Here is a 21,323-nt window from a genome sequence, read left to right as displayed (position 1 = left end):
TCGGGGTAGGCGGGGGATGTGGTCATCCTCGAGGATGAGGAGACACGAAACTTTGTAGTGACGCGCAGCGCGGAGTTTTCCGGAATGCTGGTCACCATGATCGAGCTGAGAGGGCTGACCAAGCACTACGGGCAGACCGTTGCGGTTCAGGATCTCTCCTTCACCGTTCGTCCAGGACAGGTGACAGGGTTCCTTGGGCCGAACGGCGCCGGTAAGTCGACGACGATGCGGATGATCCTCGGGCTGGACAAGCCCACCGCGGGAACCGCGCTCATCGAAGGCAAGCCGTACCGAGAACTGGACCATCCCCTGCGGACCGTCGGCGCGCTGCTCGACGCGAAGTGGGTGCATCCGAATCGTTCGGCGCGCGCCCACCTCGAGTGGATGGCCGCCTCCAACGACATCCCCAAGTCGCGGGTGGAGGACGTGCTGCGGCTGGTCGGCCTGTCCGAGGTGGCAGGCAAGGCCGCAGGCGGTTTCTCCCTCGGCATGTCCCAGCGCCTCGGCCTGGCCGGCGCGCTGCTCGGCGACCCGCAGGTGCTGCTGTTCGACGAGCCGGTCAACGGCCTCGACCCGGAGGGCATCCTGTGGATCCGCCGGTTCATGCAGCGGCTGGCCGCCGAGGGCCGCACGGTGCTGGTCTCCAGCCACCTGCTCTCGGAGATGGCGCAGACCGCCGAGCACCTCGTCGTCATCGGGCGCGGCCAGCTGATCTCCGATTCGACCACCCAGGAATTCATCGAGCGCGCCTCCGAACAGTCGGTGCGGGTGCGCAGCCCGCAGCTCGACCAGCTGCGCAGCGTGCTCACCTCCAACGGCATGACGGTCAAGGAAGACGGCTCCGGCCAGGACGGCCCCGCGCTCGTCGTGGCGGGCGTGACCAGCGACGCGGTCGGCAAGCTGGCGGGCGCCAACGACATCACCCTGTTCGAGCTCGCGCCGCAGCGTGCCTCGCTCGAGGAGGCGTTCATGCGGATGACCGGTGGCGCCGTGCAGTACCACGGCGAAGGCTTCGATCAGGTGATGGGAGGTGCGCTCTGATGGGCGTGCTGGCAGCAGAACGAATCAAGCTCACCTCGACCAAATCGCCGTGGTGGTGCTCGGCCATCGTGGTTGTGCTCGGCATCGGCCTGGCCGCCCTGTTCTCCATCGTGGTGAAGTCCTCCGGCGATGAGCCGACGCAGGGCACGCCGACCCTGGACGTGAGCACCGCGACCTCCGGCGTTGTCGGCTTCGGCGTGATGGTCCTGATGATCATGGCCGCGTTGACGGTGACCAGCGAATACCGATTCGGGGTCATCCGGACGACATTCCAGGCCGTGCCGAATCGGATCAAGGTGCTGACCACCAAGACCGCCTTGGTCGGCGGGTTCAGTGCGGTGCTCACCACGGTGCTCGCCTTCGTCGCCATCGGCGTCGCCAAGGCCATCGGTGGGTCGGCGCCGGGCGCGAACCTCGATCTGGACGGGCAATGGCGTGCCGTCTACGGCATTCCGATCTACGCGTTCCTGATGATCGCGGTTGCCATCGGGGTCGGCGTCCTGGTCCGGCAGTCCGCGGCGGCGATCTCGCTGATCGTGCTGTGGTCGCTGCTGATCGAGCCGCTGCTCGGCGCCTTCGGTAGCTTCGGCCGCAACGTCGGGCCGTTCCTGCCCTTCCAGAACGCCAGCCACTTCCTCAGCGTCTCGGAGTCGGGCGCCAACTGGCACTGGGGTCCGTGGGGCAGCCTGCTGTACTTCGTCGCCTTCGTAGCGATCGTCTACGGCGCCGCACTGATCATGATCAACCAGCGCGACGCGTAATTCCAGACCACCCGAGTTGCCTTCCCTCGCCACTCGGGTTCGGGGCGCCGACCTTGTCGGGAGGATCGCGCGCCCCCTGCACCGCCCCGCCACTGCCCGGCGGACGGTGTTAACCATCGGCCCGGTGTGAATCCCCTTCACACCGGGCCGATGGTGTTGTGCGGGAGCGGCATTATTGCGGGCCTATGGCTCATGTGAATACTGCGGAAACTGTGAAATATGCCGCTGTATCGGGGTGGAAACCGCGAGTAGAGTCGGTGCCAGCAACCAGCTCGTTATCTATCCGCGGCCCCAATGATGTGCCCGCTTCGTCCGTCGGGAGGTAGCAGGTGGCCATGATCAGTGATCCGCCAGCCGCAGGTCGGCTGAGATACCCTCTGGGCGTGAGCGAAACACCTTCCGGCGGTGCTGCGCCAGGGTCGGAGCCGGAAGACAACGACGGCATCCCGCCCGAGGTCACCATCCCGCTGGTGCCCGTCGAAGGCGACGGTCCCCTCCGGCGATCGGGGGCTGGACTGCGCAAGGGTCAGCTCTCCGCGCTGATGAATGTCGCGAACAACCGATCGGATCTGATCGGCGTGCTCCGCAAGGCGCGTGAGCAGCTCCCCGGAGACCCGTCTTTCGGTGATCCACTGTCGGTTTCGGGTCCTGGCGGCGCTCGTGCGGTGGCCCGCGCCGCCGACAAGCTGGTCGGTGACACTCCGAGTGCGGCCAGGGAGATCGGCTTCGGCGCGCTGCAGGTCTGGCAGGCCATGCTGGAGCGCGTCGGCCGCGGCAAAGGTAACGCAGAGGTAACTGTGATGTTCACCGACCTGGTGGCGTTCTCCAGCTGGTCCCTCTCCGCGGGCGACGAGGCGACGCTGGAACTGCTGCGCCGGGTCGCGAAGGCCATCGAGCCGCCGATCGCCGAGCGCGGCGGTCAGGTGGTGAAGCGGATGGGCGACGGCGTGATGGCCGTGTTCCCCTCGGCCGAACGCGCGGTCCGTGCCGCGATCAATGCCAAGCGCAACCTGGTCGATGTCAAGGTGCGCGACTACCGCCCGCAGATGCGGATCGGGCTGCACACCGGTTCGCCGCGGGAGATCGGCGGCGACTGGCTCGGTGTCGACGTCACCATCGCGGCGCGCGTGATGGAAGCGGGCGGCAACGGCAACACCATGCTGTCCGAGGCGACGCTGCAGGCGTTGCGACCCGAGACCCTCACCGAGCTCGGCTACGCGGTAAAGCCGTACCGCCGCAGCTTCTTTGCCGCACCTTTGAGCGGGGTCCCGGAGGACTTGCGGATCTTCCGCCTCTCCGAAGGCTGAATTTTCTGGCCGCGCGGGCGCTCGTAAGACTCGCGCTGTGCGGGGTGGGGTAGCGGGTCAGCTTCCGATCCACCAGGCAGCACCGCCGGCTATGGCCAGTGCTGCGCAGACTGCGAGTCCGATGGACAGCGGGCGGGCGGTTTTCCAGGTTGTGTAGGCGCCGCCGAGCAGGAATCCGGCGAGGGCGAACAACAGGATCACGGTGACATCGGTGGGCACCGTGCCATTGTGCTCTGCCCTCTTTGCGCCTATTTTTCGGCTATAGCGCAGTGATCTGAACCACACGCCATTAACAAGCACGCGTGCTTGCTTTTTTCGAAATACGGTGTGATGCTGAGTGCGCCAGGCCATCGCACAGGAGGCTTACCCACTGATGAGTACGCTGTCCGCCGACCCGGAAGTGCTGCGCGTCGGCAACTGTTCCGGGTTCTACGGCGACCGATTCGGGGCGATGCGCGAGATGCTCGAAGGCGGGCACCTCGACGTGCTCACCGGCGACTATCTCGCCGAGCTCACCATGCTGATCCTCGGCCGCGACCGGATGAAAGATCCGAGCCTCGGCTACGCCAAGACCTTCGTCAAACAGATCGAGGACTGCCTCGGTCTCGCGCTGGAGCGCAACGTCCAGATCGTCACGAACGCGGGCGGCCTCAATCCCGCCGGGCTCGCCGAGAAGCTGCGCAAGGTGGCCGCCGACCTCGGCCTCGACGCGAAGATCGGGCATGTCGAAGGCGACGATTTGGTCGCTCGCGCAGGCGAACTCGGCCTCGGCGCGCCCCTCACCGCCAACGCCTACCTCGGTGCATGGGGCATCGCCGAATGCCTCAACGCGGGCGCCGACATCGTTGTCACCGGCCGGGTCACCGACGCCTCGGTGATCGTCGGCCCTGCGGCGGCCCACTTCGGTTGGGGCCGTACCGATTACGACGCCCTCGCGGGCGCGGTGGTGGCCGGGCACGTCATCGAATGCAGCACGCAGGCCACCGGCGGCAACTTCGCGTTCTTCACCGAGCTCGCCGATCTGGGCAGACCTGGCTTCCCGATCGCCGAAATCCGCAGGGACGGAAGCAGTGTCATCACCAAGCACGACGGCACCGGCGGCGCGGTCACGGTCGACACCGTCGAAGCTCAGCTCATGTACGAGATCCAGGGCGCGCGCTATGCCGGACCTGATGTCACCGCGCGCCTCGACTCGATCCGGCTCGCCGCGGACGGTCCCGATCGAGTGCTGATCAGCGGCGTCGTCGGCGAGGCGCCGCCCGCGCAGCTGAAGGTTTCGCTGAATACGCTCGGCGGCTTCCGCAACGAGATGGAATTCATCCTCACCGGGCTCGATATCGAGGCGAAAGCCGCACTGGCGCAACGGCAGCTGGAGTCCTGGCTGCCGACCAAGCCCGCGGAGCTCGACTGGACGCTCGCGCGGCTCGATCGCCCGGATGCCGACACCGAGGAACAGGCCAGCGCCCTGCTGCGCTGCGTGGTCCGGGATCCGGATCCGAACAAGGTCGGACGCGCGTTCTCCAACGTCGCGGTCGAACTGGCGCTGGCCAGCTACCCGGGCTGCAGCTTCACCACGTTGCCAGGCAACGGTGGACCGTACGGCGTCTACACCCCCGGCTATGTCGAGGCGACCGAGGTGCCACACGTCGCGGTGCTGCCGGACGGTTCGCGCGTCGATGTCGCGCCGTCCGCGGACACACTGAGACTGGCCGAGGTCGACGAGCCCGCGCTGCCGGAGCCGTTGTCCGCAGGGGAAACTCGTCGTGCGCCGCTCGGCGCGGTCGCGCTCGCCCGCAGCGGCGACAAGGGCGGCAACGCCAACGTAGGGGTGTGGGTCCGCACCGACGCGCAGTGGCGGTGGCTGGTGCACACCTTGACGGTCGCACGGGTCAAGGAGCTGTTGCCCGAGGCCGCTGCGCTGACGGTAACCAGGCATGTGCTGCCCAATCTGCGCGCCGTGAACTTCATCATCGAAGGCCTACTCGGACAAGGTGTCGCCTATCAGGCGCGCTTCGATCCGCAGGCCAAGGGGCTCGGCGAATGGCTGCGGTCTCGTCATCTCGACATTCCATTGGAGTTGTTGCCATGAACTACGTGAGTCCGTGGAACACCCCCGAGCGGCGCGAATTGCGTGCCACGGTACGGGGTTTCGCAGAGCGTGACGTGCTGCCCTATCTGGACGAGTGGGAGCGCGACGGCGAGATCCCGCGGGAACTGCACAAGAAGGCGGGCGCGCTCGGCCTGCTCGGCATCCAATTCCCGGAATCCGCGGGCGGTTCCGGCGGTGACGGCATCGACGCGATGATCGTCTGCGAGGAGATGCACCAGGCCGGGTGCTCCGGCGGCCTGTTCGCGTCGCTGTTCACCTGCGGTATCGCGGTGCCGCACATGATCGCCTCCGGCAATGCCGACCACATCGAACGCTGGGTGCGCCCGACCCTGGCCGGGGAGAAGATCGGCTCGCTGGCCATCACCGAACCCGGCGGCGGCTCCGACGTCGGCCACCTCACCACCACCGCGCGCCGCGACGGCGACCACTACCTCGTCAACGGCGCCAAGACCTTCATCACCTCCGCCTGCCGCGCCGACTACGTGGTCACCGCGGTGCGCACGGGCGGGCCTGGCTCCGGCGGGATTTCGCTGCTGGTGGTGGAGAAGGGCACGCCGGGCTTCACGGTCAGCCGCAAGCTGGACAAGATGGGCTGGCGGGCCTCCGACACCGCGGAACTGTCGTACGTGGATGTGCGGGTGCCCGCGGCGAACCTGGTCGGCCCGGAGAATTCCGGCTTCTTCCAGATCGCGGGCGCCTTCGTCAGCGAGCGCGTCGGCCTTGCCGTGCAGGCGTATTCGAGCGCGCAACGCTGCCTCGACCTCACCCTGGACTGGGTGCGCAGCCGGGAAACCTTCGGCCGCCCGCTGATCAGCAGGCAGGCCGTGCAGAACACGGTCACCGAGATGGCGCGGCGCATCGATGTGGCCCGCGTCTACACCCGGGATGTGGCCCAGCGCAGCGCGAACGGCGAGACCGACCTGATCGCCGAGGTCTGCTTCGCCAAGAACACCGCGGTCGAAGCGGGCGAGTGGGTGGCCAATCAGGCCGTCCAGCTGTTCGGTGGACTCGGCTACATGCGCGAGTCCGAGGTGGAACGCCAGTACCGCGATATGCGCATCCTCGGCATCGGCGGCGGCACCACCGAGATCCTGACCGGTCTAGCCGCCAAGCGATTGGGGTACCAGTCTTGACGACACTACGTAGCACCCTCGATACCGCGGCGCCGGAGTACGCCGCCGCGGCGGCAGCCATGACCGCCAAGCTGACCGAGGTGGAGGGCGAATTCGCCAAGGCCATCGCGGGCGGCGGGCCGGAGAAGCTGGCTCGGCATCGCAAGCGCGGCAAGCTGACCGCCCGCGAGCGCGTCGAGCTGCTCATCGACGAGGACTCGCCGTTCCTCGAGCTCTGCCCGCTGGCGGGCTGGGGCAGCGAATTCCACGTCGGCGCAAGCACTATCGCAGGCATCGGGATCGTCGAGGGTGTCGAGTGCATGATCGTCGCGCCCGATCCGACCGTGCGCGGCGGCACCTCGAACCCGTGGACGCTGCGAAAGACGCTGCGCATCAACGACATCGTCCGGGAAAACCGGCTGCCGGTGATCTCGCTGGTGGAATCCGGCGGCGCGGATCTGCCGACACAGAAGGAAGTCTTCGTGCCCGGCGGCCGGATGTTCCGCGATCTCACCCAGGCCTCGGCCGCGGGCATTCCGACCATCGCGCTCGTCTTCGGCAACTCGACCGCGGGTGGCGCGTACATCCCAGGCATGTCCGACCACGTGGTGATGATCAAGGAACGCTCCAAGGTATTCCTCGGCGGCCCACCGCTGGTCAAGATGGCCACCGGTGAGGAGTCCGACGACGAATCGCTCGGCGGCGCCGACATGCACGCCCGCGTCTCGGGTCTGGCGGACTACTACGCGGTCGACGAGCAGGACGCGATCCGCCTCGGCCGCGCCATCGTCAAACGGCTCAACTGGCGCAAGCAGGGGCCCGCGCCCCGCGCCGCGGTCATCGAGCCGCTGTACGACCCGGAGGACCTGCTCGGCATCGTCCCGTCCGATCTCAAGATCCCGTTCGATCCGCGCGAGGTGATCGCGCGCATCGTCGACGGCTCCGATTTCGACGAGTTCAAGCCGCTCTACGGCAGCAGCCTGGTCACCGGATGGGCTGAGCTGCACGGGTATCCGATCGGCATCCTTGCCAACGCCCGCGGCGTGCTGTTCTCCGAGGAGTCGCAGAAGGCGACCCAGTTCATCCAGCTGGCCAACAAGTCGAATACGCCACTGTTGTTCCTGCACAACACCACCGGCTACATGGTCGGCAAGGAGTACGAGCAGAAGGGCATCATCAAGCACGGCGCGATGATGATCAACGCGGTCTCCAATTCCAAGGTGCCGCACATCTCGGTGCTGATGGGCGCCTCCTACGGCGCAGGGCACTACGGCATGTGCGGGCGCGCCTACGATCCGCGCTTCGTGTTCGCCTGGCCCAGTGCGAAATCCGCCGTCATGGGTGGTGCGCAACTGGCGGGCGTCATCTCGATCGTCGGCAGGGCCGCGGCCGAGGCCAAGGGGCAGCCGTTCAACGAGGAGGCCGACGCCGGGATGCGCGCCATGATCGAGGCGCAGATCGAGGCCGAGTCGCTGGCCATGTTCATGTCGGGGCGGCTGTACGACGACGGTGTCATCGATCCCCGCGATACCCGCACGGTGTTGGGAATGTCCTTGTCGGCCATTCACAATGCCCCGATCAAAGGCGCCGATGGCTTCGGCGTCTTCCGAATGTGAGGGCGGGACATGCCGATTTCCAGTGTTCTGGTCGCCAATCGTGGCGAGATCGCGCGCCGCGTCTTCGCTACCTGCCGTCGGATGGGCCTCGGCACCGTCGCGGTCTACTCCGACGCTGATGCCGCCGCGCCGCATGTGGCAGAGGCCGACGCCGCCGTCCGGCTGCCTGGCAATACGCCGGCCGAGACGTACCTGCGTGGCGAACTCGTCATCGAGGCCGCACTGGCCACCGGTGCCGACGCGATCCACCCCGGCTACGGATTCCTTTCCGAGAACGCCGATTTCGCCCGCGCGGTGCTCGCGGCCGGGTTGGTGTGGATCGGCCCGCCGATCGAGGCCATCGAACAGATGGGCTCCAAGGTCGCCTCGAAGAAGATGATGGATGCCGCAGGCGTCCCCGTCCTCGCGGAGCTCGATCCGGCCGAGGTCACCGAAGCCCAGCTGCCCGTGCTGATCAAGGCATCCGCCGGTGGTGGCGGGCGCGGCATGCGGGTGGTGCGCAGCCTCGGCGAGCTCGACGCGCAGATCGAAGGCGCACGGCGCGAAGCGGAATCCGCGTTCGGCGATCCGACGGTGTTCTGCGAGCGCTACCTCGAGACCGGCCGCCACATCGAGGTTCAGGTGATGGCCGATACGCACGGCACGATCTGGGCGGTCGGCGAGCGCGAGTGTTCCATCCAGCGCCGCCACCAGAAGGTGGTCGAGGAGGCGCCCTCACCGCTGGTCGAACGCACCGACGGCATGCGCGAGCAGCTGTTCGAGGCGGCCAGGCTCGCCGCGGGCGCAATCGGCTATACCGGCGCGGGCACGGTGGAGTTCCTCGCCGACGAGCGTGGCGACTTCTTCTTCCTGGAGATGAACACCCGGCTCCAGGTGGAACACCCGGTCACCGAGTGCACCACCGGGCTCGATCTGGTTGCCCTGCAACTCGATGTCGCCGCCGGCGGCGCGCTGGCTGCTGAACCGCCTGCGTTGCACGGGCATTCGATCGAGGTCCGGCTTTACGCGGAGGACCCGGCGCACGACTGGCAGCCGCAGAGCGGCACCGTCCACCGCCTGCACATCCCTTCGGTACTCACGGAATTCGATCTGCTCGACCGGCCGGGAGTCCGCCTCGACACCGGTGTGCTGGACGGCTCGGTGGTCGGCGTGCACTACGACCCGATGCTGGCCAAGGTCATCTCGTACGCCGAAACGAGGGACGCGGCAGCACGACTGCTCGCCACCGCGCTGCATCGCGCCGAGATCCACGGTCTGGTGACCAACCGCGACCTGCTGGTCCGCGTGCTGCGCCACCCGGCCTTCCTGGCTGGCGACACCGACACCGCCTTCTTCGACACACACGGATTGGCCACCCTCGCCGCGCCTTTGGTGTCCGAGTCCGACGAGGAGCTGTCCATCGTGGCCGCCGCACTCGCCGACGCCGCGGCGAACCGCAGCGCGGCCAGGGTCGGCGGCGGATTGCCGAGCGGCTGGCGCAACCTGCCCTCGCAGTCGACGCACAAGCTGTTCGAGAGCCGCACCAGCGGGACGCATGATGTCGGCTACCGCTTCACCCGAGGAGTCCTCTCGGTGGACGGGCACGAGGGACTCGAGCTCGTCGAAGCGACACCGCATCGGGTCGTCCTCGCTGTCCCCGGCGAACGCGGCTCGGTCCGAAGGCATTTCGCGGTCGTCCGCTACGACGACCTCATCTGTGTCGACTCGCCGCTCGGCCCGGTCAGCGTGCGCAAGCTGCCGCGCTTCAGCGATCCCGCCGACCAGGTGGCCACCGGCTCGCTGCTTGCGCCCATGCCCGGCAGCGTGATTCGGCTCGGCGCCGAGGTGGGCAGTACCGTCACCCATGGCCAACCCATCCTGTGGTTGGAGGCGATGAAGATGGAGCACACCATCGCCGCACCCGCCGACGGTGTGCTCAGTGCCGTCAACGTCACCGTCGGCCAGCAGGTCGAGGTCGGTGCCGTCCTAGCTGTCGTCGAGCCCGTAGCGGCCACGGAAACCCAGGAGATCAAATGAGTTTCATCGAAACCGAAGAGCAGCAGGCGCTACGGGCCGCGGTCGCCGCGCTCGCCGCGAAGTACAACTACCGCGACTACGTGCTGCCCAAGGCCCGCGCCAACGAGCCGCTCACCGAATTGTGGGACGAGGCAGGCAAGCTCGGCTTCCTCGGAGTGAACCTGCCCGAGGAGTACGGCGGCGGCGGGGCGGGCCTGTACGAGCTGGCGCTGGTGATGGAGGAGCTCTCCGCCCAGGGCGCGGGGCTGCTGCTCATGGTCGTCTCCCCGGCCATCTGCGGCACCATCATCACCAAGTACGGCACCGATGAGCAGAAGCAGCAGTGGCTGCCCAAGCTCGGCGACGGCAGCGCGAAGATGGTCTTCGGCATCACCGAGCCGGACGCGGGCTCCAACTCGCACCAGATCACCACCACCGCGCGCAAGGACGGCGAGGACTGGATCCTCAACGGCCGCAAGATCTTCATCTCCGGCGTCGACCAGGCCGAGGCCGTGCTGATCGTGTCGCGCACCGAGGACCACAAGACCGGCAAGCTCAAGCCCGCCCTGTTCATCGTGCCGACCGATGCCGAAGGCTTCCACAAGACGCCACAGGAAATGGACATCATCGAGCCGGACCACCAGTTCACGCTGTTCCTCGACGACGTACGGCTGCCGGCGAACGCGCTGGTCGGCAAGGAGGACGCGGCGCTCATGCAGCTGTTCGCCGGCCTCAATCCGGAACGGGTCATGGGTGCGGCGATGGCGATCGGTCTTGGCCGCTACGCCATCGATCGCGCGGTGGAGTACGCCAAAGAACGCACCGTGTGGAAGACGCCGATCGGTGCACACCAAGGCATTTCGCATCCGCTCGCGCAGGTGAAGATCGAGCTGGAGCTGGCCAAGCTGATGATGCGCAAGGCCGCGACGCTCTACGACAACGGTGACGAGATGGGTGCCGCCGAGGCCGCCAACATGGCGAAATACGCGGCCGCCGAGGCGAGTATCAAGGCGCTCGACCAGGCGATCCAGACGCACGGCGGCGCTGGCCTGACCAAGGAATACGGCCTGGCCGCCATGCTCGCCGCGTCTCGCATCGGCCGGATCGCGCCGGTCAGCCGTGAAATGGTGCTGAACTTCGTCGCCCAGTACTCGCTGGGCCTGCCCAAGTCCTACTGAGAGGCCGCCGATGACCGACACGGTGACGGGTCCGTTCGTCCGCTACGAGGTGGCGGACGGTTTCGCGACGCTCACGCTCGATTCACCGCACAACCGCAACGCGCTGTCGTCCAAGCTGGTCGCCGAGCTCATACAGGGTCTGGACGACGCGGCCGCCGACGCCGCGGTGCGGGGAATCGTGCTGGCGCACACCGGGAATACCTTTTGTGCGGGCGCCGATCTCAGCGAGGCGAGCAACGCCGATCCCGCGGTGGCCGCCGACGACCGCACCCGTGTCTTCGTCGGCGTGCTGCGTCGCCTGCTCGTTTCCCCGAAGCCGGTGATCGCGCAGATCGACGGCAACGTGCGGGCCGGCGGCATGGGCATCGTCGGCGCCTGCGATCTCGCGGTGGCCGGGCCGACGAGCAGCTTCGCGCTCACTGAGGCGCGGATCGGGTTGGCCCCGTTCATCATTTCGCTGACCCTGCTGCCGCGCCTGACCTCGCGGGCGGCCAGCCGGTACTTCCTGACCGGCGAGAAGTTCGACGCGGGCGTTGCCGAGCAGATCGGCCTGATCACCACCAGCGCGGCGGATCCGGTGGCAGAGGTGGCGCGGCTGCGCGCCGAGCTGCGCAAGAGCGCCCCGCAGGGCCTGGCCGAGAGCAAGCGGCTGGCGAACGCGGCCATGCTTGCCGAGTTCGATCGGTCCGCCGAGGAGCTGGCGCACCGGTCGGCGAGCTTCTTCGGCACCGACGAGGTGCGCGAAGGCATGACGGCCTTCCTGCAACGTCGCCCGCCGAGCTGGGCAGAATAGCCCCATGGCCACACCCCACGAACCCAAGCAGGACCGCAGCCGGGCCACCAGGCAGCGTCTGCTGGAGGCGACCATCGACTGTCTCGCCGAAACCGGCTGGGCGGCAGCGACGGTCGCGGTCGTCGCCGAACGGGCCGGGGTGTCGCGTGGCGCGGCGCAGCATCACTTCCCGACCAGGGAAGACCTGATCACCGCCGCGCTCGAGTACATGTTCGACAGCAGGGACCAGCGGGCCAGGGACGAGGCGATCGCGGTCGCCGCACTGGCGAGCGGCAGCGCCAGGACCGAGGCCGTGGTGGCTGGCCTGGTCGAGTCCTACACCAGCCCGCTGTTCAAGGCGGCGCTGCAGGTGTGGACGCACGCGGCCGCCGATCCGGCCCTGCGCGAGCGAATCGTGCCGCTGGAGGCCAAGTTCGGCCGGATCTCGCATCGGCGCGCGGTGGAGGCGCTCGGTGTCGACGATTCGGATCCGGTCGCCCACCACCTCGTCCAGGCCACCCTGGACATGGCGCGCGGGCTCGGCCTTGCCGACGTGCTCACCGACGACTCCGCGCGGCGCAAGCAGATCGTGCACCAGTGGGCGGCCACACTGCACGCGGCCCTCAACGCGCCGCGCTAGTCGGTCCCTTCCTTGGCCGGTGCGACGTGGCGGAACCACTCGGTGGCTTCCGCCACGGTCAGCACCCGCTCCAGCGCCAAATCGGCGGGTACGAACGGGAAGTACCGCCCGGCTGGCCAATTGCGCTGGTATGGCGGCGGATCCAGGACAAGAAGGCGCTTGCCGTCGACCACCGGGATGTCCGATGGTGTGCCCTCGTTCCATATCCAGTTTCCTTCGGGGGAAACAAGATTGAACGATCCAACGGTCATCGACTGCCCTTCGCGGTCGCGGCACATCGCGACCGCCTCGGCCGAGGGCGGGTCGCCGGGGAGATGACCCCCGCCGATCAGCGCATCGGCGAGCAGGGTGTGCAGCTGGAAGTTGTCGGCGATCCCGTTCATGCGCAGTAGATATCCGGTGCCGGACTCGCGGTGCAGGACGACGAGCGGCTCCTCGTCGAGGAGCAGCAGCATGGTGGACAGCTCTTTCCACCAGCGGCCGTAGCCCTCCCCGAGGGCGTTGTGGCGCTGCTGCACCAGCTCGCGGCCGTTGCGCCCGAACAACTTCCGGACCTGCTTGTGCTGCAGCATCGCCATCGCGGGCGATATCCACATGTCCACCGTCCACCAGGCCATGAGCGGCTGCAGGCCGAATTGCTCGAGCCACTCCCACTCGGTGTCGGTCTGTTCCGGATCGGGCAGTTCGGCCTGCATCGTGGCCTGCCATTGCTCGGCGAACTGTTTGGCGTACTCGAGCGCCTTGGCGAGATTCGCGAGGATCAACGGCGCGCACTCCGCGGCGTCCTCCGGGGTGTGCACGTACGCGCCGATCATGTTCGCTATCTGCGCTCGTGCCCCTGGCGGAATCCGATCGAGCAACGGGGCGAGTGCCTTGCACCCGAGCACCAGGATCTCGGCGCTCGCGTCGTCGAGTGACGCGATGAGTTCTTCGTGCGCAGTATGGATTTCCGTGGGTTCCTCGGTCATCAGTGCCTGCATGTATGCCCCGACAGCGGCATGAAATCGGTTATCGCCCACGCTCATGGCTGCACGGTATTGAGTGCTTGCTCAGCTTGTCGACCCCCCCATTATCGGGGGCACCGCCCGGCGCTCGCCCGCACACCGTGTCGCGTCCTTCGCGGTCGCCGCGGACGCCGGCGACGAGCACATGTTTCAGTTACCGTGCGCTGACCTCGATCGGTCCGAAACCGCCCGCGCTTGCCTTAGGGTCTGCCGTATGGACAGTGCGGAGTACGGCGGGCTCGAGCAGACCCTCGGTCAGCCGATTGCCGAGAGCGCGCCCGCCGAGTGGGGCTTCCAGAACCGCACCGATCTGCTCACCCTCGCCGACGGCGATCGAATGGTCCTGCAGCGCTACCGCGATCCGGACGATGCCGAGCGCAGGCTGCGCGTCATGCACACGCTGTTGGAGCCCGCCGCCAAGCGCGGCATCGCGATTCCGCGCATCCGCCGCTTCGATCTCGACGCCGATCCCGCGTGGATCGTCTTCGATGCCCTGCCAGGCGTCCCGATTCCGGCAAGCGACGAAACCGGCCTCGGCACGCCGCGATTCCCCGCCATCGCCGGCGAGATGGGCACGCTGCTGCGCGCCTTCCGCCGCCTGCCGATCGCGGGGCTGCAGCTCGACGATCTCTGGGCGAGTCCGACCCGCCTGGCGCGCCGTGCAGCCGGCTGGGTGCTCGACGTGACCGCCGAGCTGACCGCGGCACAGCGCGGCGCGCTGGAGCGCATTCTCAAGGCCGTCCCCACCCTGTTCGCCGATCGCCCCACCGTCCTCGCGCACGGCGATTTCACCCCGGTGAACGTCCTCACCGACGGCGAAAATATCACCGGCCTCACCGATTTCGAATCCATCCGACTGGCCGACCCGCTGTTCGACCCCGCCTGGTGGTCCTGGTCGGTCGGGTTCGCCGGTGCGCACGTCTTGGCCCTCGCCTGGCCCGAGTTTCTCGACAGCGCCGGGTTCGACCCCGCGGAACCGGATCTGCCGCAACGGGTCGAGGCCATCCAGATCCTGCGGATGCTCGAATTGCTCACCGAGCAAAAGAATCTCAGCCCTGATGTGCGAAACGTTGTCAACGAGCGCCTGTTGCAGATGCTCGACTGAGGAGAACTTCGCCGCCGATACGGCCGGTGCAGGCGCAATTCTAAGGTCCGTTGCTATTTCTGATGAATCGATAATTTCGGACGAAGCATGGCGGCAGTCTGTCGTTTCATCTGCGACCGTCCGGGTGCTATTTCGGGGCGAAGATATCGCATGGCAGACCTGGTCGACGGGAAGTCGTTGCCCCTGTAATTAGGGGCATGAGGCCAGTTTTGGGTACCGATCGAGGTCCTGTGATGTGCCAACACTAATACCGGGTAGATATATAATATATTCGTGAACGCAAATTTATCGAAAAATTATGTTTCCCCCGTAACGGGCTGCGGATAGCTGCGTATGAATGGCATGGGTCCGTTCTCTCTGGCTCAACCGTTCGATAAAAGGAGCATCCAATATGAAGTGTCTTTCGCGGCTCACCTTCGGCGCACTGGTGATCGGTGCAGCGCTGCTGCCTATGGCCACCGCGCAGGCGCAGGTCCCGCTGGAGCCCGCCACCAACGCCGAGGTTACGGCTCCAGTGGCGTCTCCTGCCCCCATCGGAAGTGGTTCGTCCAGCATGTCGGGCGCAGGCGGCGGTAAGCAGTGCTGGCTCCCCGAGGGCTGCGTGTAAGTAGTCCTTCTCCCTGAGGGCTGCCGGTAAGGAGCCCTTGGTCGGGGGTAGACCGATGTCCCGGTACCAGGCGCCGTAGCAACGGGCCTGGTACCGGCGATGTCACACTCCCGGCTCCCACGTCGTCCTCTCTGTGAACGCGGACAACGCAGCACAGAGGAGCAGCAATCATGACGAACATCAAGAAGATCGCGGTGGCCGGAGCGACCGGACGGCTCGGCAAGCACGTGGTGGATGTGCTCACCGAACAGGGCCACGAAGTGGTGGCCTTCTCCCGCAAGAACGGTGTGGACATCGAGACCGGCGCGGGCTTGGTCGAGGCGCTCGCCGGCGTCGAGGTCGTCATCGACGCCTCCAGCACCCCGTCCGCCGATCAGGGCATCGCCACCGAGTTCTTCACCGCCGCCGCGCGCAACCTGCACGACGCGGGTCAGCGGGCCGGGGTGCAGCGCCTGGTCGTCGTGTCCATCATCGGCATCGACACCTCCGTGGCCGGCTACAACGCCGCCAAGCTGGCGCACGAGCGGGAACTCACGAAAGGCCCACTGCCCGTGCAGATCCTGCGCGCCGCTCAGTTCCACGAGCTGGTCGAGGTGATGACCCAGTGGGGCACCCAGGGTGACGTCGCCTACCTGCCGACCATGCGGACCCAGCTCGTCGCGGCTCGCACCGTCGCCGAGGCGCTGGTCGACCTCGCGGTCAATCCGGCCCCCGCGCAGACCGACGGCCCCTTCCCGGAAATCGCCGGCCCGCAACCGGAAACGATGGCGGGCGCGGCCACCTTGCTCGCCGCGAAGCTCGGCGGCCCGGCCCAGATCATCGAGGCGGGCGGCGAGGACAACCCAGACCGCGAGGCCTTCGAGAACGGCGGACTGCTGGCAGGCCCGCACGCCACGCTCGCTGGTCCCACGTTCGCCGAATGGCTCGACGCGACCTACCCGGCGAAGTAGGCCTGCCCGGCGAAGATCCGCATCACCTTCGAAACACGAAGTGGTGCGGATCTTTTCGCGTCAGGAGGGGGTTAGCGCCGGTCGACCGCCGCGCCCTCGGTGGCGTCGATATAGCTGCGCAGCGCCTCGCGGGACTGGGTGAGTGCGTCGATGCGTTCGTCGAGTCCGTGCAGGCGGGCGCGGAGGACATCGAGCAGTTCGTCGCAGGGATAGATCTCCGGGGCCGTGCCATAGGAACAGGGCAGCAGGATGCCGATGTCCTCGGTGGACAGTCCGGCGTCGAGCAGGCCGCGGATCTGGGTCACCGACAGCACGGCGTCCTCGGTGTACTCGCGGTAGCCGTTGACTCCGCGGATCGGCTCGAGCAGGCCTTGCGCCTCGTAGTAGCGCAGCAGATGGGTGCCGACCCCGGTGCGGCGGCTGAGTTCCCCGATCAACATCGAACACTGCTCCTTGACCTTCATATCGGTATGAAGGTTGACGATACAGCCATGACCGAACAATTGACTTTGTCCTCCGACACCGACCACCAGGCGGTGACCGTCCTCGGCCTCGGCCGGATGGGTCAGGCGCTGGCCGGTGCGCTCCTCGCGGCCGGGCACCACACCACCGTGTGGAACCGTTCCGCCGCCAAAGCCGAAGGGCTGGTGGCACAAGGCGCGACGCTCGCCGCCACAGTGCGTGACGGGGTCGTGGCGAGTCCGCTGGTGATCGTCTGTGTCACCGACTACCCGGCCGTGCGTGCGCTGCTCGAGCCGATCAGCGCGGATCTGGCGGGGCGGGTGGTGGTGAACCTGACCTCGGGTACCTCACAGCAGGCCCGCGAGACCGCCGAATGGGCGGCACGGCAAGGCTTCTCCTATCTCGACGGCGTGATCCTGGCCATTCCCAGCGCCATTGCCACGGACGAGGCGGTGCTCCTCTACAGTGGGCCGCGCGAAACCTTCGACGCGCACGAGCAGACCCTGCGCAGCCTGGGTGCGGCCACCAGCCACCTCGGTGCGGATCACGGCCTTTCCGCGCTGTACGACATGGCCATGCTCAGCCTGATGTGGAGCGTGTTGAACGGATTCCTGCACGGCGCTGCGCTTCTCGGCACCGCACAGGTCGACGCGGCGACGCTCGCGCCGTTCCTGAACCAGGGACTGCAGACGATGCGCGGATGGCTCACCGCGACCGCGGAGCAGATCGACGCGGGTGCCTACCCGGCCGTTAACGCCACCATCGACATCCATCTCGCGTCGATGGCGCACCTCGTCGAGGAGAGCGAGGCGGCTGGAGTGAACGCGGAATTGCCGATGTTGGCAAGGGCATTCGCGGATCGGGCGGCTGCCGAGGGGCGTGGCGGTGCCGGATACGCGGCGCTGATCGAGCAGTTCCGCAAGCCCGCTTCGGCGTAGGCACACCGGAGTCCGCGATCCGCACCGAGTGGTCGGTCCGGATCGCGGCGGCTCAGCGGGCGGCGGTCAGGTCGTACAGGGTGACACCATCCACCTCGACCGCGGGGTAGTTCTCCTGCACCCACTGGGAGATCCCGGAGCTGCGGGTGGCGCCGGACGCGTCGGGGCCGCCGTGCCCGCCACGGTTGCCGCCGATGAAGTAGTGGATCTTTCCTTCGGCCACATACTGTTTGAACTGGTCGAGGGTGGGCGAGGGATCACTGCCGTTGAAGCCGCCGATGGGCATGACGGGCAGTTCGGTGGCCAGTTGGTATCCGGCCGCGCTGTTCGAGCCGATCGCCGCGGCGACCCAGGTGTAGGCGCCGCCGTTCTGCTCCAACAGCGAGACGATCTTGTCGCTCGGCTTGCTTGCCCCGAGCAGGCCACCGCCAGCACCCATTTCGTGCCCGGCCATCGCGCCCTGTCTACCCGGACCGTTGCGTCCGTCGGGAGCATTGCCGCCGGGGAATGCGTTGCCGCCGGGGAATGCGTTGCCGCCGGGACCATTCGGCGCACCGCCTGGCCCATTCGGGCCTTCCGTCCCTGGCGGGCGGCCGAACTTGCCGAACCGTCCCCCGACATCCGGTCCCGCCGTGGGAATCGCGCCCGTATGCGGGGTAGCGATGGCGTCGACGGCATAGGCGGTCGGCCCGGCCAGTCCGGTGTACGCGATGGCCACGGCCGCGATGACGGCCAGCTTCCGCTGCGCGGGCACCAGCACGACGAGCGTCGCAAGCACGCCGACGATCAGCACGGTCCAGCGCAACCACGGCAGCCAATGCACACTGCGCGACAACAGCATCCACGCCGTCGCCGTAGTGAGTCCGACTGCCAGCGCGAGGAGCGCCCGCACCCAGAATCGTTGCCGTTCGCGCCACAGCAGCACGGTGCCCGCGCCGACGAGCGCCGCGATCGCGGGTGCCAGCGCCACCGTGTAGTACTGGTGGAAGATCCCGGCCATGAAGCTGAACGTCAGGCCGGTCGCCAGCAGCCAACCGCCCCAGACGATCAGCGACGCGCGTTGCCGATCGGTCCTGGCGGCCTTGCCGCGCAACAGGAGTCCACCGACCAGCAGCACGAGCGCGGCCGGGATCAGCCAGGCGATCTGACCGCCCTGCTCCGGCTCGAACATTCGGGTGATGCCGGGACTGCCCCACAGGCCGTTGCCGCCGGCGGGCAGATCGGCGCCGCCCATCCCGACGCTGCCGCGTTCGTTGCCGTTGAGCCGCCCGAGCCCGTTGTAGCCGAGCGTCAGCTCCAGGATCGAATTGTCCTGTGACCCACCGATCCACGGCCGGGACGAGGCGGGCCACAGCTCCACCGTGAGCAGCCACCAGCCTGCCGCGCCCACCATCGCGACACCGGCGGCGCACAGTTGGAGCAGCCGGGTGCCGAGCTTCGGCGGGCCTGCGATCAGATAGGCCAGCGCGAGCGGTGGCACCACGAGCAGCACCTGTAACTGCTTGGTGAGGAAGCCGAATCCGACGAAGACGCCGGTGAGCACCAACCACCGCCAGCGGCCGTCCTCGATCGCCCGCGTGAGCGCCCATGCGGCCGCGACCATCAGGAAGACCAGCAGTGCATCCGGATTGTTGAACCGGAACATCACCGCCGCAACGGGAGTCACGGCCAGCGCCAGCCCGGCAAGCAGTCCGGCCGCAGGGCCGAACGGTTTGCGCACCGTCGCCCACAGCAGCGCGACGCTGGCGACGCCGAGCAGGACCTCCGGCACCAGGATGCTCCAGCTGTTCAAGCCGAACGCCCGCACCGACAGCTCCATCAACCACAGCGAGGCGGGTGGCTTGTCCACGGTGATCGAATTCGCCGCATCCGACGAGCCGAAGAAGAATGCCTTCCAGGACACCGAACCCGCCTGCACCGCAGCGGAATAGAACGAGTTGGCCCAGCCGTTCGCGCTCAGGTTGCACAGGTAGGCGATCGCGGTGCCGATCAGCAGCGCGGCCAATGCCGGGTATTCCCAGCGGATCTTGCGTTCGGCGACCGGTTCCGGTGGTGCCGAGGGCGGTGCGGTGAGCGTTGCCGTCATCGCAGGCCACCGTCGGTTCCCGAGACCCGGTCCGCGAGCGCGACATCCGCCGCCGCAGGCTCGGTGCCCGTGCAGCCCGGTTCACCCTGCACCGAAACGGCCGTCCGCCGTGCCGGATTCGGAGTGTTCCGGAAGACCCACCGCAAGCCGACGAACCGCAGCACCGTGGCGAGCAGGTTCGCCAGCACGAGCACGAAAAGCTCCAGGTGCACCGGCGCGTCCGGCGCCCAATGATGCAGCGTGAACAGCGATCCGCTGGTCAGCACCAGGCCGATGCCGAAGATCACCAAGCCCTGGAACTGATGCGACACCGCTCCGGTCGACCCACGCACGCCGAAGGTGAAGGCCCGGTTGGCCGCGGTGTTGGCCACCGCGGTGACGAGCAGGGCGAGGAAGTTCGCCACCTGTGGATTGGTAAACGATTGCAGCACAACGTAAAGCAGCAGATAGGCGAGCGTGCTCAGCACGCCGACGATCGCGAACCGCACCACCTGCCCGACCATGCCGAGCGGCACGCCAGGCACCAGCGGCTCGCGGCCGACTGCCCGTCGTAGCTCCTCGAGCGGCAGCGCGCCGGTGGCAAGGGCGCGGCCGAGCCTGCCGATGCCGAGCAGGTCCTTGCGTGCGGTGTCGACGATGTCGACCCGGCTGTCCGGGTCGTCGATCCAGTCCACCGGCACCTCGTGGATGCGCAGCCCGGCCCGTTCGGCCAGCACGAGCAGTTCGGTGTCGAAGAACCACTCACCGTCGCGTACCAGCGGAAGCAGCTGGCGGGCCACCTCGCTGCGCATCGCCTTGAATCCGCACTGTGCATCCGAAAAGTGTGCTTGCAGTGAGGCTTTCAGAATCAGGTTGTAGCAGCGGGAGATGAACTCCCGCTTCGGTCCGCGCACCACTCGGGAGGAGGAGCTCAGCCTGGTCCCGATCGCCAGGTCCGAATGCCCGGTGATCAGCGGTGCCACCAACGGCAGCAGCGCGTTCAGGTCGGTGGACAGGTCGACGTCCATGTACGCGACCACCTGGGCGTCGGAGCGTTCCCACACCGCGCGCAGCGCCCGGCCGCGGCCCTTCTTGTCCAGGTGCACCACGCGCACACCGTCGAGCTCGCCAGCCAGCAGCTTGGCCACCTCGAGGGTGGCGTCGGTGCTCGCGTTGTCCGCGACCGTGATCCTGGCCGGAAACGGGAAGCCTTTGCGCAGATAGGCGTGCAGCCTGCGCACGCACACGCCGAGGTCGGCCTCTTCGTTGTAGACGGGTATCACCACGTCAAGCACGGGCGTACCCTCGGTCTCGGCTAATTCCGCAGCCGCGACGGTCACAGTCTCGGTCATGAGAACCAGCCTCGATGATCGAGTTGTCGCGGAGCTGGGCCTAAGCTGTGAGGTTGCTGGGTGTGCCGTGCCGCGACGACCGGCTTCGGTAGCGGCGGCGGTGGCGTACGGTCTGAGGATCGGGGCCGTTCAGGTCCTGCGAGCAAAGGACCACGTTTGTCCGACAAGTCGCCGCGCAGCTCGATGTCGAAGAAGTCCGGGAAATCGCTCAAAGAGAAGCGAGCGGACAAAAAGACCAAGTCCGCCCCCGAACAGAGCATCATCGATCCGAAGAAGCGCTGACCGATGCTGAGCGAGGCGGGCAACCG

20 protein-coding genes are annotated in these 21,323 nt (G+C 67.6%); 15 read left to right on the top strand and 5 right to left on the bottom strand.

The features are described 5' to 3' along the window. Positions 1–96 precede the first annotated feature (96 nt). From ACGFNJ_RS02055 to ACGFNJ_RS02045, 3 genes are all read left to right on the top strand, one after another. A complete protein-coding gene (locus ACGFNJ_RS02055; protein WP_393442391.1) occupies positions 97–1,041 on the top strand; it encodes an ABC transporter ATP-binding protein in 945 nt (314 codons plus the stop codon). After that, positions 1,041–1,802 (top strand): ABC transporter permease, encoded by a 762-nt coding sequence (locus ACGFNJ_RS02050; RefSeq protein WP_393442389.1) that lies wholly within the window; start codon positions 1,041–1,043, stop codon positions 1,800–1,802. The genes ACGFNJ_RS02055 and ACGFNJ_RS02050 overlap by 1 nt, the downstream gene beginning before the upstream one ends. Positions 1,803–2,185: 383 nt before the next feature. Then, positions 2,186–3,109, top strand: a complete 924-nt coding sequence (locus ACGFNJ_RS02045) for an adenylate/guanylate cyclase domain-containing protein (protein WP_393442387.1) — start codon at positions 2,186–2,188, stop codon at positions 3,107–3,109. A gap of 57 nt (positions 3,110–3,166) precedes the next feature. On the opposite strand, the gene ACGFNJ_RS02040 is transcribed toward ACGFNJ_RS02045, so the two are convergent. Then, positions 3,167–3,328 carry a hypothetical protein gene (locus ACGFNJ_RS02040; RefSeq protein WP_167837738.1) on the bottom strand — a complete coding sequence of 54 codons (162 nt, stop codon included), beginning with the start codon at positions 3,326–3,328 and terminating at the stop codon, positions 3,167–3,169. Positions 3,329–3,482: 154 nt separating this feature from the next. On the opposite strand from ACGFNJ_RS02040, the gene ACGFNJ_RS02035 reads away from it, so the two are divergent. From ACGFNJ_RS02035 to ACGFNJ_RS02005, 7 genes are read left to right on the top strand one after another with little or no spacing between them, the layout of a single operon-like run. Then, positions 3,483–5,198 carry an acyclic terpene utilization AtuA family protein gene (locus ACGFNJ_RS02035; RefSeq protein ID WP_393442384.1) on the top strand — a complete coding sequence of 572 codons (1,716 nt, stop codon included), beginning with the start codon at positions 3,483–3,485 and terminating at the stop codon, positions 5,196–5,198. Between the two features lie 5 nt (positions 5,199–5,203). Next, complete coding sequence (locus ACGFNJ_RS02030; protein WP_393443711.1) at positions 5,204–6,352, top strand: acyl-CoA dehydrogenase family protein; 1,149 nt, start codon at positions 5,204–5,206, stop codon at positions 6,350–6,352. After that, the gene (locus tag ACGFNJ_RS02025) at positions 6,349–7,947 is read left to right on the top strand and encodes an acyl-CoA carboxylase subunit beta (RefSeq protein ID WP_393442382.1); all 1,599 of its coding nucleotides are present in this window, start codon (positions 6,349–6,351) and stop codon (positions 7,945–7,947) included. Before ACGFNJ_RS02030 ends, ACGFNJ_RS02025 begins: the two co-directional genes overlap by 4 nt. Before the next feature lie 9 nt (positions 7,948–7,956). Further along, the gene (locus ACGFNJ_RS02020) at positions 7,957–9,963 is read left to right on the top strand and encodes an acetyl/propionyl/methylcrotonyl-CoA carboxylase subunit alpha (RefSeq protein WP_393442380.1); all 2,007 of its coding nucleotides are present in this window, start codon (positions 7,957–7,959) and stop codon (positions 9,961–9,963) included. Further along, positions 9,960–11,120, top strand: coding sequence for an acyl-CoA dehydrogenase family protein (locus ACGFNJ_RS02015; RefSeq protein ID WP_393442378.1), 1,161 nt, complete (start codon positions 9,960–9,962; stop codon positions 11,118–11,120). The genes ACGFNJ_RS02020 and ACGFNJ_RS02015 overlap by 4 nt, the downstream gene beginning before the upstream one ends. A 10-nt stretch (positions 11,121–11,130) precedes the next feature. After that, a complete protein-coding gene (locus ACGFNJ_RS02010; protein ID WP_393442376.1) occupies positions 11,131–11,913 on the top strand; it encodes an enoyl-CoA hydratase family protein in 783 nt (260 codons plus the stop codon). Positions 11,914–11,917: 4 nt separating this feature from the next. Further along, complete coding sequence (locus ACGFNJ_RS02005; protein WP_393442374.1) at positions 11,918–12,532, top strand: TetR/AcrR family transcriptional regulator; 615 nt, start codon at positions 11,918–11,920, stop codon at positions 12,530–12,532. On the opposite strand, the gene ACGFNJ_RS02000 is transcribed toward ACGFNJ_RS02005, so the two are convergent. Further along, positions 12,529–13,557 (bottom strand): hypothetical protein, encoded by a 1,029-nt coding sequence (locus tag ACGFNJ_RS02000; protein ID WP_393442372.1) that lies wholly within the window; start codon positions 13,555–13,557, stop codon positions 12,529–12,531. The genes ACGFNJ_RS02005 and ACGFNJ_RS02000 overlap by 4 nt on opposite strands. Positions 13,558–13,750: 193 nt before the next feature. Between ACGFNJ_RS02000 and ACGFNJ_RS01995 the strand changes: the two genes are divergently transcribed. From ACGFNJ_RS01995 to ACGFNJ_RS01985, 3 genes are all read left to right on the top strand, one after another. Continuing rightward, positions 13,751–14,641, top strand: coding sequence for a phosphotransferase family protein (locus ACGFNJ_RS01995; RefSeq protein ID WP_393442370.1), 891 nt, complete (start codon positions 13,751–13,753; stop codon positions 14,639–14,641). 391 nt (positions 14,642–15,032) lie between these two features. Then, the gene (locus tag ACGFNJ_RS01990; protein WP_393442368.1) at positions 15,033–15,248 is read left to right on the top strand and encodes a hypothetical protein; all 216 of its coding nucleotides are present in this window, start codon (positions 15,033–15,035) and stop codon (positions 15,246–15,248) included. A gap of 170 nt (positions 15,249–15,418) precedes the next feature. Further along, positions 15,419–16,198: an SDR family oxidoreductase gene (locus ACGFNJ_RS01985; RefSeq protein WP_393442366.1), complete on the top strand. Its 780-nt coding sequence runs from the start codon at positions 15,419–15,421 to the stop codon at positions 16,196–16,198. Positions 16,199–16,269: 71 nt separating this feature from the next. Here the strand turns inward: ACGFNJ_RS01985 and ACGFNJ_RS01980 are convergent, their stop codons facing one another. Beyond that, complete coding sequence (locus ACGFNJ_RS01980) at positions 16,270–16,638, bottom strand: MerR family transcriptional regulator (RefSeq protein ID WP_393442364.1); 369 nt, start codon at positions 16,636–16,638, stop codon at positions 16,270–16,272. Between the two features lie 51 nt (positions 16,639–16,689). Between ACGFNJ_RS01980 and ACGFNJ_RS01975 the strand changes: the two genes are divergently transcribed. After that, positions 16,690–17,598 carry an NAD(P)-dependent oxidoreductase gene (locus ACGFNJ_RS01975; protein WP_393442362.1) on the top strand — a complete coding sequence of 303 codons (909 nt, stop codon included), beginning with the start codon at positions 16,690–16,692 and terminating at the stop codon, positions 17,596–17,598. Between the two features lie 52 nt (positions 17,599–17,650). Here ACGFNJ_RS01975 and ACGFNJ_RS01970 read toward each other — a convergent pair whose 3' ends face one another. Both ACGFNJ_RS01970 and ACGFNJ_RS01965 read right to left on the bottom strand, forming a co-directional pair. Next, positions 17,651–19,684, bottom strand: coding sequence for a glycosyltransferase family 39 protein (locus ACGFNJ_RS01970; RefSeq protein ID WP_393442360.1), 2,034 nt, complete (start codon positions 19,682–19,684; stop codon positions 17,651–17,653). After that, on the bottom strand, positions 19,681–21,015 hold the full coding sequence (locus tag ACGFNJ_RS01965; RefSeq protein ID WP_393442358.1) for a glycosyltransferase: 1,335 nt from the start codon (positions 21,013–21,015) through the stop codon (positions 19,681–19,683). Before ACGFNJ_RS01965 ends, ACGFNJ_RS01970 begins: the two co-directional genes overlap by 4 nt. Before the next feature lie 156 nt (positions 21,016–21,171). Here ACGFNJ_RS01965 and ACGFNJ_RS01960 point away from each other — a divergent pair, with 156 nt between their 5' ends. Beyond that, positions 21,172–21,297, top strand: a complete 126-nt coding sequence (locus ACGFNJ_RS01960) for a hypothetical protein (RefSeq protein WP_255508388.1) — start codon at positions 21,172–21,174, stop codon at positions 21,295–21,297. The last annotated feature ends 26 nt before the right edge of the window (positions 21,298–21,323 follow it).

The organism is Nocardia sp. NPDC049149, from assembly GCF_043197455.1.
Taxonomy (GTDB): domain Bacteria; phylum Actinomycetota; class Actinomycetes; order Mycobacteriales; family Mycobacteriaceae; genus Nocardia.
Note: the sequence above shows the minus strand (reverse complement) of the source record. Positions and strands in the feature narration are given on the sequence as shown.

Bases quoted from the DNA above. Each gene is read 5' to 3' on its own strand.
- ACGFNJ_RS02055 (WP_393442391.1), top strand. From the start codon at position 97: ATGATCGAGCTGAGAGGGCTGACCAAGCACTACGGGCAGACCGTTGCG.
- ACGFNJ_RS02050 (WP_393442389.1), top strand. From the start codon at position 1,041: ATGGGCGTGCTGGCAGCAGAACGAATCAAGCTCACCTCGACCAAATCG.
- ACGFNJ_RS02035 (WP_393442384.1), top strand. From the start codon at position 3,483: ATGAGTACGCTGTCCGCCGACCCGGAAGTGCTGCGCGTCGGCAACTGT.
- ACGFNJ_RS02020 (WP_393442380.1), top strand. From the start codon at position 7,957: ATGCCGATTTCCAGTGTTCTGGTCGCCAATCGTGGCGAGATCGCGCGC.
- ACGFNJ_RS02015 (WP_393442378.1), top strand. From the start codon at position 9,960: ATGAGTTTCATCGAAACCGAAGAGCAGCAGGCGCTACGGGCCGCGGTC.
- ACGFNJ_RS02010 (WP_393442376.1), top strand. From the start codon at position 11,131: ATGACCGACACGGTGACGGGTCCGTTCGTCCGCTACGAGGTGGCGGAC.
- ACGFNJ_RS02005 (WP_393442374.1), top strand. From the start codon at position 11,918: ATGGCCACACCCCACGAACCCAAGCAGGACCGCAGCCGGGCCACCAGG.
- ACGFNJ_RS02000 (WP_393442372.1), bottom strand. From the start codon at position 13,557: ATGAGCGTGGGCGATAACCGATTTCATGCCGCTGTCGGGGCATACATG.
- ACGFNJ_RS01995 (WP_393442370.1), top strand. From the start codon at position 13,751: ATGGACAGTGCGGAGTACGGCGGGCTCGAGCAGACCCTCGGTCAGCCG.
- ACGFNJ_RS01990 (WP_393442368.1), top strand. From the start codon at position 15,033: ATGAAGTGTCTTTCGCGGCTCACCTTCGGCGCACTGGTGATCGGTGCA.
- ACGFNJ_RS01985 (WP_393442366.1), top strand. From the start codon at position 15,419: ATGACGAACATCAAGAAGATCGCGGTGGCCGGAGCGACCGGACGGCTC.
- ACGFNJ_RS01980 (WP_393442364.1), bottom strand. From the start codon at position 16,638: ATGTTGATCGGGGAACTCAGCCGCCGCACCGGGGTCGGCACCCATCTG.
- ACGFNJ_RS01975 (WP_393442362.1), top strand. From the start codon at position 16,690: ATGACCGAACAATTGACTTTGTCCTCCGACACCGACCACCAGGCGGTG.
- ACGFNJ_RS01970 (WP_393442360.1), bottom strand. From the start codon at position 19,684: ATGACGGCAACGCTCACCGCACCGCCCTCGGCACCACCGGAACCGGTC.
- ACGFNJ_RS01965 (WP_393442358.1), bottom strand. From the start codon at position 21,015: ATGACCGAGACTGTGACCGTCGCGGCTGCGGAATTAGCCGAGACCGAG.